The 12,581-nt window shown below is 39.3% G+C and carries 9 protein-coding genes; 6 read left to right on the forward strand and 3 right to left on the reverse strand.

Translation table 11 applies throughout. From position 1 onward, the window contains the following. The first annotated feature begins 159 nt into the window (after window positions 1-159). Together CZ225_RS06450 and CZ225_RS06455 are read left to right on the forward strand one after the other, a co-directional pair. A complete protein-coding gene (locus CZ225_RS06450) occupies window positions 160-1,389 on the forward strand; it encodes an AAA family ATPase (protein ID WP_077153427.1) in 1,230 nt (409 codons plus the stop codon). 11 nt (window positions 1,390-1,400) lie between these two features. After that, the gene (locus CZ225_RS06455; RefSeq protein WP_077153428.1) at window positions 1,401-2,120 is read left to right on the forward strand and encodes an RloB family protein; all 720 of its coding nucleotides are present in this window, start codon (window positions 1,401-1,403) and stop codon (window positions 2,118-2,120) included. Between the two features lie 249 nt (window positions 2,121-2,369). On the opposite strand, the gene CZ225_RS06460 is transcribed toward CZ225_RS06455, so the two are convergent. Further along, window positions 2,370-3,089, reverse strand: coding sequence for a murein L,D-transpeptidase catalytic domain family protein (locus tag CZ225_RS06460; protein ID WP_077153429.1), 720 nt, complete (start codon window positions 3,087-3,089; stop codon window positions 2,370-2,372). A 43-nt stretch (window positions 3,090-3,132) separates the two neighbouring features. Then, window positions 3,133-4,164, reverse strand: coding sequence for a L,D-transpeptidase (locus CZ225_RS06465; protein ID WP_077153430.1), 1,032 nt, complete (start codon window positions 4,162-4,164; stop codon window positions 3,133-3,135). Between the two features lie 245 nt (window positions 4,165-4,409). Between CZ225_RS06465 and CZ225_RS06470 the strand changes: the two genes are divergently transcribed. Next, window positions 4,410-4,682 carry a co-chaperone GroES gene (locus CZ225_RS06470; protein WP_025075949.1) on the forward strand — a complete coding sequence of 91 codons (273 nt, stop codon included), beginning with the start codon at window positions 4,410-4,412 and terminating at the stop codon, window positions 4,680-4,682. Between the two features lie 42 nt (window positions 4,683-4,724). Further along, window positions 4,725-6,362 (forward strand): chaperonin GroEL, encoded by a 1,638-nt coding sequence (gene groL / locus CZ225_RS06475; protein WP_025075950.1) that lies wholly within the window; start codon window positions 4,725-4,727, stop codon window positions 6,360-6,362. A 98-nt stretch (window positions 6,363-6,460) separates the two neighbouring features. Here groL and CZ225_RS06480 read toward each other — a convergent pair whose 3' ends face one another. Beyond that, a complete protein-coding gene (locus CZ225_RS06480) occupies window positions 6,461-7,351 on the reverse strand; it encodes a helix-turn-helix domain-containing protein (RefSeq protein ID WP_077153431.1) in 891 nt (296 codons plus the stop codon). Window positions 7,352-7,531: 180 nt separating this feature from the next. On the opposite strand from CZ225_RS06480, the gene CZ225_RS06485 reads away from it, so the two are divergent. Next, on the forward strand, window positions 7,532-8,914 hold the full coding sequence (locus CZ225_RS06485; RefSeq protein ID WP_077153432.1) for a sugar porter family MFS transporter: 1,383 nt from the start codon (window positions 7,532-7,534) through the stop codon (window positions 8,912-8,914). 207 nt (window positions 8,915-9,121) lie between these two features. Continuing rightward, complete coding sequence (locus CZ225_RS06490) at window positions 9,122-12,421, forward strand: DUF5107 domain-containing protein (RefSeq protein ID WP_077153433.1); 3,300 nt, start codon at window positions 9,122-9,124, stop codon at window positions 12,419-12,421. Window positions 12,422-12,581 lie beyond the last annotated feature (160 nt).

The raw sequence follows: 12,581 nt of genomic DNA on the forward strand, positions 1-12,581 counted from the left end.
TTGATATAGTATTGTATGATAAGATTTTATAAAGTATGATTGGGGATATCTCTTGTTTTTATCTCTATATGTTAAAAATGAGATTTTTTCTCGTTTTAATCATGGCATGACAAGCTTATTTTGTACATTTGAGCGTTATAATAGAAGATATGTAGATTTATGGCGGCTTTATTACAATTTACGGTAGGCAATTATCGTTCTTTTCATCAAGCAAGAAGTTTTTCTATGGTTCCTAATAGCATACAGGATAATCCTAAAGGCTGTGTGGTAGCGGAAGGACGTTGTAAATATCTTACTACGGCAGCCGTCTATGGAGCAAATTCCAGTGGAAAAAGTAACTTGGTAGCTGCTTTGGCAACCATGAAGAATATGGTGCTAAGTTCTGTCAAGCTGAATGACCATGACCCGTTGCCTTACGACCCATTTCTTTTGTCAGAGGAATCGAGTAAACAACCCACTCATTTAGAAGTATTATATTGGGATGCAGACGAAACCCGCATAAGGTATGGTTTTGAATATACCATGCGTCGGATAGAACAGGAATGGTTGTTTGTAGGCAAAAAAAACAAGCAAGAACAGCCTTTTTTTGTTCGTGATGAGGAAGGTATTGGCGTAGATGAAAACCTGTTTCCAGAAGGTGTAGGACTTGAAGAAAGGACTAATGACAATCGTTTGTTCTTATCTTTAGTTGCTCAGTTAGGCGGTATAGTCAGCAAGAACGTGTTGGACTATTTCAAATCGGGGTACAATGTCATTTCGGGATTGAATAATCAGGGCTATGAAGGGCTAACTGAACGACAATTCTTAAATGAAAAGGAAGAATCTGCTGACGCTCTGCAATTTTTTAAAGACCTTCAGTTGGGGTTTGAAAATATTGAAACGGTGGAACATGACACTGACAAGGGGAAGAAAGCGATAGATATTTTTACTATGCACAATGTATATAGTGAGGATGGAGAGATTGTTGGTAAACAGCGTTTTCGCTTCGATTATTGCGAATCGCAGGGTACCCAAAAACTATTTGAACTGGCTGGCCCTTTGTTTGAAGCATTGCGTCATGGTAAGTTGCTGGTGATGGATGAACTGGATGCCAAGATGCACCCATTAATTTCCCAACACATCATTCGCTTGTTCAGTAATGAGAAGACGAATCCGTATCATGCACAATTTTTGTTCACTACGCACGATACCAATCTGCTTTCTTCTCACCTGCTCCGTCGAGACCAGATTTGGTTTACGGAGAAAGATAAAGCGGAATCAACAGATCTTTATAGCCTAATGAACATTGTTTTGCCTGATGGAACGAAACCGAGAGGAGACGGTAATCTTGAACGTAACTATATAAAAGGACGTTACGGAGCCATTCCTTATTTAAAAACTATTGAATAGTTATTGTGGTTATGGGAAAAAAGAAGAAACTTTCGTCAATGAACCTTGAACGATATAGTTATAAAGAAGCTACTCATGAGGATGTGAGGGTTCGTTGCCGCATATTGATTGTGTGTGAAGGTGAAAAGACAGAACCTAATTACTTCAAATCATTCGATCAGATGCAATATGGAAGTATTGTCTATAATATTGAATGTGAGGGAGGGAAGATAAATACTGTACAAGTGGTAGATAAGGCGATAGAACTTCGTGATAAGGCCATCGCATCTGGCTTTCCGTACGATACCATCTGGGCTGTTTTTGATAAGGATGATTTTCCTGTTTCAGCGTTCAATGCAGCGATAATTAAAGCTGAGCAACATGGCATTGGTTGTGCATGGAGTAATGAAGCGTTTGAATTATGGTATGTATTCCATTTTGTGAATCGTGTGACGGCAATGAGTCGTGAAGAGTATAAAAAAGCTATTAGTAAGCATGTGAATGAATCTTCTGCCTATACACAGAAAGCGAAATATACCTATAGAAAGAACGATTTAAAGTCACGTATGATAATGACCGTATATGGTGACGAAATGCGTGCAATCCGTTATGCGCAAAGTCAAGATGACAGTTTTGATGATACTCGTTATGCAACTCATAATCCTTGTACTACGGTATATAAGCTAGTACGTTTGCTGCGTGGAGAGGATAAGGAGTTTAATAAGAAGATTATGGAAGATTTGAATAAGTAGCTTCCACAAAACTTCTAACCTACAAAAAGTAAAAGCAGAATTGTGGTGGAAATCTGCTGGAAGATGTGAATTCAGAGGTTGTAATAAACCTTTAGATAAGCATGGAATAACGATGGATAATTGCAATTTGTTTAACTGTGCACATCTGAATGTCATAAGTGCATTGACGGTAGGGGAAAGACAAAGATGGTACAGAGTGTTTGTACACTTGAAACTATTCGATTGACCGTATTTAGGTTACGAATTGAACTATAAGTTTGATGAGTTGCTAAAAGTAGTTGTTTTTAAAAAGCTACTTTGAGCCAGATAATTGGCATTGTTAGCATAGATAAACATGACACTCCCGTCTTTGATTGTATTAATAATAGGTTTTGTCACAGTTTGCGGAAGTGCGGGACATCCGAAGCTTCTTCCCAAACGTCCGGAAGCAATCACAGAAGGATTGGCATAAGCAGCCCCATGCACTACAATCGCACGTTCTTTCGCCTTATCGTTAATACCTTTTTCCAGTCCGTTGAGAATAAGTGAATATCCGTTTTTCCCCTGATAAGTGTTTTCTGTCAGATAAAAGCCCAATGAACTTTTGTAAGAACCAGTTTGATTGGAAAAAGAAGTAGCATAATTTTCTCCACTATTTTTTCCATGAGAGACAACAGAACTATACAGAAGCTCTTTCTTGTCAATGTCAAAAACATAAAGTCTTTTTTCAGTGGAAGGTTTAGAGAAGTCGATCAGTGTCAGTATTGGTTTTTTCTTTCCTTGGATTCGGTTGTAACCTGCTACTGCTTGACGAAAGGCGATAAAATTGACTGTACCTGCCAATCCCATTTCTTCGTAAAGCTGTTCGCCTGCTGCCAATTCCGATACGGGAAGAGAAGAAAGTACAGAATTATCTTCCCTATTTGTGTTAGAAATATGGCTGAACGGGAAAAAAAGAAGTAAACAACTTAATGCGATTTTCTGAAACATGATAGATATCCTATAAGAAACGATGTGGCAAATATAGGAAAATTTATTCCAATACAAAAATAATCGTCTCATTTACAGGTGCCCAGTCGAAAATAAACTTGGCATGTGAGGTCGCATTTCGTACACACATATGTGATCTTGGAGTGGTACCCAACGACCAACTGTATTCTATTTGAGTAGTGCGTGGTGCATTGACAGGCACTCCGTGAATATAAGCTCCGTCAGTGAAACGGCTGGCATAGGGGGCATATCCTCCTGTTTCTATCGAACCGTCTTTTAGGAATATCATTTTGACCTTCTTTTCTTGTAGTACAAACATTCCTAAAGGAGTCTCTTGCGCATATGGTGGGCGATGGAGTCCTGTGGTAGAAGGGTTCATACTGCGGATCAGCCATTGTCCTTCTCCTGTGCGTTCTAAAGTAGCGATATTCTGATTGTGGCGGTCCACAAAAATAGCTTTATTAAATACAATCGTATCACCGATCACTTTTACATACCTTTTAGGAACCATCCATTCATCTCCTGTGAATATGGGTTCCACTCTGACAAAGTTTGCACCATCTTCCAGAAAACGTGTCAGTTCACCGTCCTGTCCGTAACGTTCGGGTATAAGCGTATCTGTCAGTAGATAAAGAGGGATGGATTGATAACGTTCCACTCCCAGCGTATCTGCTATACGTTTATAAGCATTTCTTTTATAGCTTTTTACGAGCGGTGCTTCCCCATTCCTATTTTTATAATTCTGAAGAATAGCCCATTGTGATGGTTGCAACTGTATCGTTTCGAGTAAAGCAAGACGTTCTTTGATCTTATCCCATTGGAAGTTACGAGTTGTATCTTTGTAAGGATACGTATCTTCCAGTGTATATTTGTCATACAGTAATTCTTTGCTGACATGGATATCTTCTGCGGTAATTTTCTTGATAACAGGTATTTCAATAGTGTCCTGTTTCACAGAATCAGTCGGTGGTATCTCGACAGTAGAAACATTTCCTGTCCGGGAAGTACAGGAGTAGAGTACGTAAAGGGCAATGAATATGCCGATTCCTATTTTCTTCATAATCATACAGTGCATTTATAAGCTCGTTCACGAATATACGTTATTATAAGGAATAATCCACTTCTTTTGTTTAAAAAGTATGGAACAAATATACTTTTTGCCAGTCGAGCCGAATGGACGGTCATTTTGTCAGTCCATTTCTGCCAAACAAACATTATTTTACTTTGGCACACTTTTCGCAATGTCTTTAGCGTCCCGCCCGTTAAAAAGGCGGTTGGCTTTTAATTATAAATGTATAACAATATAAAATCAAAAAAACTATGAACATTAAACCGTTAGCAGACAGAGTACTTATCCTCCCTGCCCCTGCAGAAGAAAAAACAATTGGTGGTATTATTATTCCTGATACAGCAAAAGAAAAACCTTTGAAAGGTGAAGTTGTGGCAGTAGGTCAGGGAACAAAAGACGAAGAAATGGTATTGAAAGTAGGCGATACAGTTCTTTATGGCAAATATGCCGGAACAGAACTCGAAGTTGAAGGTACAAAATACCTGATTATGCGTCAGAGCGATGTTGTCGCTATTTGGGGTTAATTAAAATAGTAAACTATAAATTTTTAAATTGTAAATATCATTATGGCAAAAGAAATATTATTCAATATCGATGCCCGTGACCAACTGAAAAAAGGTGTCGATGCGTTGGCAAATGCAGTAAAAGTAACACTTGGCCCGAAAGGACGTAACGTTATTATCGAAAAGAAATTTGGTGCTCCACACATTACAAAAGACGGTGTGACAGTAGCAAAAGAAATCGAATTGTCGGATCCTTACCAGAATACCGGTGCACAACTAGTAAAAGAGGTTGCTTCTAAGACTGGTGACGATGCAGGTGACGGTACTACTACTGCAACTGTTTTGGCCCAGGCTATCATAGCTGAAGGCTTGAAAAACGTAACTGCCGGTGCAAGTCCAATGGATATCAAACGCGGTATTGACAAGGCTGTTGCCAAAGTGGTAGAATCAATCGAAGGACAAGCTGAAACTGTAGGTGACAACTATGACAAGATTGAACAGGTTGCTGCTATCTCTGCAAACAATGATCCGGTGATCGGTAAATTGATCGCTGACGCTATGCGTAAAGTTTCTAAAGACGGTGTGATCACTATCGAAGAAGCTAAAGGTACTGATACTACCATCGGTGTAGTAGAAGGTATGCAGTTCGATCGTGGTTATTTGTCTGCTTACTTCGTAACAAATACAGAGAAGATGGAATGTGAGATGGAGAAACCTTACATCCTGATCTACGATAAGAAAATCTCTAATCTGAAAGACTTCTTGCCTATCCTCGAACCGGCTGTACAGTCTGGACGTCCTTTATTGGTAATTGCAGAAGATGTAGACAGCGAGGCATTGACTACGTTGGTTGTAAACCGTCTGCGTTCTCAGTTGAAGATCTGTGCAGTAAAAGCTCCGGGCTTCGGTGATCGTCGTAAGGAAATGTTGGAAGATATCGCTATCCTGACAGGTGGTGTAGTTATCAGCGAAGAAAAAGGTCTGAAACTGGAACAAGCTACTATCGAAATGTTGGGTACTGCTGATAAGGTTACTGTTACTAAAGATTACACTACAGTTGTAAACGGTGCTGGTGACAAAACTGCAATCAAAGAACGTTGCGCTCAGATCAAAGCTCAGATTGAGGCTACTAAATCAGATTACGACCGCGAGAAATTGCAGGAACGTCTGGCTAAATTGTCAGGTGGTGTAGCTGTACTTTATGTAGGTGCTGCTTCTGAGGTAGAAATGAAGGAGAAGAAAGACCGCGTAGATGATGCATTGCGTGCTACTCGTGCTGCTATCGAAGAAGGTATCGTTGCTGGTGGTGGTGTTGCTTATATCCGCGCTATCGACGCTTTGGAAGGTATGAAGGGTGACAATGCCGACGAAACAACAGGTATTGATATCATCAAACGTGCTATTGAAGAGCCACTTCGCCAGATTGTAGCTAACGCTGGTAAAGAAGGTGCAGTCGTTGTTCAGAAAGTACGTGAGGGCAAAGCTGACTATGGTTATAATGCTCGTATGGATGTTTACGAAAATTTGCATGCAGCAGGTGTAGTAGACCCAGCTAAAGTTACTCGTGTAGCTTTGGAAAATGCAGCTTCTATTGCAGGTATGTTCCTGACAACTGAATGTGTGGTTGTAGAAAAGAAAGAAGAAAAACCTGAAATGCCGATGGGTAATCCCGGAATGGGGGGCATGGGCGGAATGATGTAATATCGTTCTTCTTTAGAATAACATATAAAAGAGTTAGAACCGCTTTCCTTGTAAAAGGAGGCGGTTCTTTTTTTGTAGGAAATATTCATTGGCGAAGTTTATCCTTTCTTTGATTTACGATATTCTCTTGGAGACATTCCCATTATTTTGCTAAACAAACGGGAAAAATAATAAGTATCTTCAATGCCTATTTTATAGCATATTTGGTTAATCTTCATATCTGTTGTATCGAGTAACAGACAAGCTTGCTGTATTTTTAGTAAATTGAAATAGGTTAGCGGACTATGTCCCGTTTGTTTTTTGAATAACATGGAAAAGTGAGAAGGAGAATAACCTACTTGTTTGGCAATATCTTCCAGATTTAAATGCTTTTCAATGTTTTCTTTCATATAATGGATCGTTATTTCTTCAATATTCTCATTATCCGTCGGACTATTATTCGTTGCATTACGATATTGTTGTATATAACGCAATGTTCCTAAATAGAAATGGAACATGGAGAAAGCATATCGCAGGTTTTCGAGGTTATAGCTATTCTTTAAAGTATTGAATATTTCCTCGAATAAATCAATTCGGGTATTGATACGCGAGTGTTGTATAGGCTTTATGTCCATCGGGAGGCTGGCTTCTTTGGCATAAAATGGTGCAAGCGTCCCTTTAAAGTGAATCCAGTAAATAGTCCATGGACAAGCTTTATCGGAAGCATAGGCATGGGGTACTCCTGCAGGAAGAATAAAGTACTGATTGGCAGAAATAGTATATTCTTGATTACCTACCCGGTACCATCCTGCTCCATCTATACAATAAATGAATACGTATTGGTTGATCGGTTCATTACGCTCGCGGAAGTGATGTTTGGCTTTGGGGTAATAACCTATATCGGTTATATGCAGCATAGATACTAAAGGATCTTTTTCCATTAATTCAATAATCATACGGGGAACAACTAGTGCTCTTTCTCCTGAAAACCCATCTTTTAGTTTTATCATAGCTTTTAATTTTAATGGTTGTGCTCCACAAATATATGATATCGGAAACTATTTATCAAGTGGCATCTGGAAAAATATGTGGAAAAATAAAATAGTCCATCTTCATAAGATGATACTCTATTTTTTCTATTTTTGATTCATTCTATTTTTGTAGCGTTAATTAATCTAAGTTCTAGTGATATGAAGAATTATAATAAGAAGTTCGTTTATTTTATCTGTCTGGTTTCGGCAATGGGAGGACTGTTGTTTGGATATGATTGGGTAGTGATTGGAGGTGCAAAACCTTTCTATGAACTTTACTTTGATATTGCCGACATACCTACGATGCAAGGATTGGCTATGAGTGTGGCATTGTTGGGGTGTCTGATCGGTGCTATGTTAAGTGGTGTGTTGGCCGACCGTTACGGACGAAAACCTCTTTTGATGGTTTCAGCTATTATATTTTTGGTTTCCGCATATGCTACCGGAGCTTTTTCTGTATTTAGCTGGTTTTTAATAGCCCGCTTCTTGGGAGGTATAGGTATCGGTATTGCTTCAGGTCTTTCGCCTATGTATATTGCAGAAGTGTCTCCGACTTCGATTCGTGGTAAATTGGTTTCTTTGAACCAACTGACTATAGTATTAGGTATTCTTGGAGCTCAAATAGCAAATTGGCTGATTGCCGATCCTATTCCGGCAGACTTTACTAGTGCAGATATTGCTGCCTCATGGAATGGGCAGATGGGATGGCGGTGGATGTTTTGGGGAGCCGCATTTCCGGCAGCATTATTCTTATTACTTACCTGTTTCATTCCTGAGAGTCCCCGTTGGTTGGCAATGAAAGATAGGAAGAAGAAGGCTGAAAATATACTTTGTAGAATTGGAGGGCAAAGTTATGCGGAACAAGAACTTCGTTTGTTGCAAGCGACAACTGTTACCGGAAAAAATGGGGGTGGATTACGGTTATTGTTCAGCCGACCGTATCGTAAGGTGTTGATATTTGGTATTGTCATAGCTGTATTTCAACAGTGGTGTGGTACAAATGTGATTTTTAATTATGCCCAAGAAATATTCCAGTCCGCAGGATACTCATTGGGAGATGTACTTTTCAATATTGTGATAACAGGGGTGGCAAATGTCATTTTTACCTTCGTGGCTATCTATACAGTGGAACGCTTAGGACGTCGTGCACTCATGCTTATCGGAGCCGGTGGATTGGCTGGCATTTATCTGATTCTGGGTACATGTTATTTCTTTCAGGTCAGCGGTTTTTTCATGATAGTATTGGTAGTAATGGCAATAGCATGTTATGCTATGTCTTTAGGACCTATCACCTGGGTACTGCTTGCTGAAATATTCCCCAATCGTATACGTGCTGTGGCTATGGCGACTTGTACATTTGCATTATGGGTAGCTAGTTTCATTTTGACATATACATTCCCTTTACTAAATAGTTTCCTGGGAAGTAGTGGTACGTTTTGGATCTATGGCTTGATTTGTATAGCCGGTTTTTGGTTCCTTCGCAAACTTCCCGAAACAAAAGGGAAATCGTTGGAGGCATTGGAAAAAGAACTAATAAAATAATTAATAAACTAAAACTTCGAATATCACAAGCTGATTAAATAAGATTGATATAAGTTTGGTAAATAGATAAGGCAGGGAAAAGCAGATTTTCCTTGTCGTGGGAGCTCTTTATCTGTTTATTTTCCAAACGATTAGTAAAATGGAGAACATAAAAGTCTGAAATATGGCATTTCAAAATCGCGTTAATGAATAGCAATAATTGATAGTATGGTAAGAGCATGGAAAGAAAAAAAGGTAATTCCTACCTATGAAATCGGGAAACCGGAAAAGAATCCGATTTTCTTAGAGAAGCGCGTTTATCAAGGTAGTAGCGGGGTTGTTTATCCCTATCCCGTCATTGAATCAATCTCCAATGAGAAAGTTGATAAAGAGTATGACGCGTATTTTCTGGAGAACGAATATATTAAAGTGATGATACTGCCCGAATTGGGTGGACGTGTACAAATGGCATACGATAAAATCAAACAACGTCATTTTATTTATTATAATCAGGTGATAAAACCAGCCTTGGTGGGATTGACCGGTCCATGGATTTCAGGAGGTATTGAGTTTAATTGGCCCCAACATCATCGTCCCAGCACCTTTATGCCGGTAGATGTAGCTATTGAAGAGAATGAAGATGGTAGTGTTACGATATGGGTAAGTGAAATGGAACGTATGTTTCACCAGAAAGGTATGGCAGGTTTCACGCTTCGTCCCGGACATGCTTATCTTGAGATTAAAGGAGTTCTTTATAATCGTACAGAGATACCGCAGACATTCTTGTGGTGGGCAAACCCAGCGGTAGCAGTAAATGATTATTATCAAAGTGTATTTCCTCCCGATATAAACGCTGTATTCGACCATGGTAAACGTGCAGTGTCGAGTTTTCCAGTTGCTACGGGAACTTATTATAAGATGGACTATTCGGCAGGTGTAGATATTTCGAATTATAAGAATATTAAAGTTCCTACTTCTTATATGGCCGTTAATTCCCGCTTTAACTTTGTGGGCGGTTATGAAAATGATACTCGTGCAGGCATGCTGCACGTAGCCAACCATCATATATCTCCGGGTAAAAAGCAATGGACATGGGGCAATGGTGATTTTGGTCAGGCATGGGATCGTAACCTGACTGATGAAGATGGGCCTTACATTGAACTTATGGCAGGCGTATATACCGAGAACCAACCGGATTTTACTTGGTTGCAACCTTATGAAGAAAAGAGTTTTGTACAATACTTTCTGCCATACCGAGAGTTAGGAATTGTAAAAAATGTAAGTAAAGACTTACTGATGAATATTGATCCGGTAGATGAACATCAAGTGAGATTTAAAATTTTTGCTACTTCCAACCAGACTGTGACGGTGGTGTTGAAGGGGAAAGACGGCAAAGTTTATTTCAATAAAGAGGTTACTATTACTCCGGAGAATCTGTTGGATGAGACTGTCAGTACAGAGGGAGAAGATTTTAGTGAATTGACTCTTGGAATCTTTGCAGATGGAATAGAATTGCTATCATGGCATACAGAGCCGGATGAAGTGAAACCTATTCCCGACGCGGCGGAAGCTGCATTGCTACCGGAAGAGATAAAAACAACAGAGCAACTTTATCTGACAGGTTTACATTTGGAGCAGTACAGACATGCTACCTATAATCCGGTGGATTACTATGAAGAAGCTCTACGTCGTGATCCGATCGATGTTCGCAACAACAATGCGCTTGGTTTGTGGTATATCCGTAAAGGATGTTTTGATAAAGCCGAACAGTATTTGAGGACAGCCGTAAAAACTTTGCAGAAACGTAATCCGAATCCTTATGATGGGGAACCAATTTATAATCTGGGGCTTGCATTGAAGTATCAGGGGAAAATAAACGAGGCTTATGATTGGTTTTATAAATCGTGCTGGAATGCAGCCTGGCAAGATGCCGGTTATTTTGCATGTGCACAGATTTCTGTGATGCAAGGACGTTTAGAAGACGCTTTGGATGAAATAAATCATTCGTTGATTCGTAATTGGCATAACCATAAAGCTCGTGCTTTGAAAATAGCGATTCTCCGTCGGATGGGTAAGAGAGAAGAAGCCCTGCGATGGATTAAAGATTCATTATCGATTGATAAATTCAATTTTGCTTGTTATTACGAGAAGTATTTGGTTACCAATACTTCTGAAGATCTGACTAGTTTGAAAGAAATGTTACGCAAGGAAGTTCACAACTATGATGAAATAGCACTTGATTACTGTGGAGCTGGTTGCTGGATGGAAGCGGTTTCTTTATGGAAAGTAGCGATCGATGAGGCTGCTATCACTCCGATGACTTATTATTATCTAGGATGGAGCCTGCTGCATGGAGGATTTGATGGTGTACAACAAGCATTTGCAGATGCAGCCAATGTATGTCCGGACTATTGTTTCCCTAACCGTCTGGAAGCAATTCTTGCCTTGCGATGCGCTATGAAAGAGAATCCGTATGATGCAAAAGCTCCTTACTATTTGGGTAATTTATATTATGACAAACGGCAGTATGCTTTGGCTATTGAAGCATGGGAAACTTCCATGAAGCTGGATTCTAATTTTCCGACCGTATGTCGTAATTTAGCATTAGCTTACTTCAATAAAAAGGATGAAAAAGTAAAAGCAATGGAATACATGGAGCGTGCTTTTCAACTGAATCAGACTGACGCACGTATTCTAATGGAACTCGACCAACTTTATAAACGTATGTGTCGTCCACACGCGGAACGCTTGGCCTTTTTGCAGCAGTATCCCGAATTAATTATGCAACGTGATGATTTGGTATTAGAAGAAATAACCTTGTTGAATCAGATAGGTGAATATGAAAAAGCCAAAGAACTTCTTGATGATCATATCTTTCACCCATGGGAAGGTGGAGAAGGAAAGGTTTCTGCCCAGTATCAGTTTGCACGTGTGGAATTGGCAAAGCAAGCATTAGTAACGGGTAAGTATGAGGCTGCTATCGCATTGCTGGAAGAATGTCTGGAGTATCCATGTCATTTGGGTGAAGGTAAACTGTACGGTGCTCAGGAGAATGATTTTTATTACTTTATGGGATGTGCTTATGAAGCTTTAAGTAATAAAGAAAGAGCTACTGCTTGTTGGGAGCAAGCTATCATAGGTCCTACCGAACCTGCAGCAGCCTTGTACTATAATGATGCAAAGCCCGATAAGATATTTTATCAAGGACTGGCTTTGTTGAAATTGGGACGCAAGGACGAAGCTAGCGGACGTTTTTATAAGTTGATTTCTTATGGCGAAAAACATCTGTTTGATAAAATAAAGATGGATTATTTTGCCGTATCCTTACCCGATCTACTGATTTGGGAAGATGATCTGGATACTCGTAATATGATTCATTGTAAATATATGATGGCATTGGGGTATTGGGGATTGCAGAGAGAGGAAAAATGTATTGGGCTTCTAGGAGAGATAACAAGAATGGATATAAACCATCAAGGGATTTTGGCTATATGTAACTTGATAAATCAGTGTTCGGCTGTGCGATAGAGTGAATGTAATGAATATGAGAATCTAATAAAAAGCATGTTTATGTCTTATAATGTAAATATGGTTCCTCCGTAAAGTATGAATGTTTTTAAGTTCTTAGATTAAATCTAATAAAACATTGAAATAAAGTGATGTCCATTAAACAGTGGACGATCAAAAA

The organism is Bacteroides bouchesdurhonensis (assembly GCF_900155865.1).
GTDB classification, from domain to species: Bacteria; Bacteroidota; Bacteroidia; order Bacteroidales; family Bacteroidaceae; genus Bacteroides; species Bacteroides bouchesdurhonensis.

Excerpts from the sequence above, each read along its gene's own strand:
- CZ225_RS06485 (WP_077153432.1), top strand. The coding sequence starts at position 7,532 with ATGAAGAATTATAATAAGAAGTTCGTTTATTTTATCTGTCTGGTTTCG.
- CZ225_RS06490 (WP_077153433.1), top strand. The coding sequence starts at position 9,122 with ATGGTAAGAGCATGGAAAGAAAAAAAGGTAATTCCTACCTATGAAATC.
- CZ225_RS06480 (WP_077153431.1), bottom strand. The coding sequence starts at position 7,351 with ATGATAAAACTAAAAGATGGGTTTTCAGGAGAAAGAGCACTAGTTGTT.
- CZ225_RS06465 (WP_077153430.1), bottom strand. The coding sequence starts at position 4,164 with ATGCACTGTATGATTATGAAGAAAATAGGAATCGGCATATTCATTGCC.
- CZ225_RS06460 (WP_077153429.1), bottom strand. The coding sequence starts at position 3,089 with ATGTTTCAGAAAATCGCATTAAGTTGTTTACTTCTTTTTTTCCCGTTC.
- CZ225_RS06470 (WP_025075949.1), top strand. The coding sequence starts at position 4,410 with ATGAACATTAAACCGTTAGCAGACAGAGTACTTATCCTCCCTGCCCCT.
- CZ225_RS06450 (WP_077153427.1), top strand. The coding sequence starts at position 160 with ATGGCGGCTTTATTACAATTTACGGTAGGCAATTATCGTTCTTTTCAT.
- groL (WP_025075950.1), top strand. The coding sequence starts at position 4,725 with ATGGCAAAAGAAATATTATTCAATATCGATGCCCGTGACCAACTGAAA.
- CZ225_RS06455 (WP_077153428.1), top strand. The coding sequence starts at position 1,401 with ATGGGAAAAAAGAAGAAACTTTCGTCAATGAACCTTGAACGATATAGT.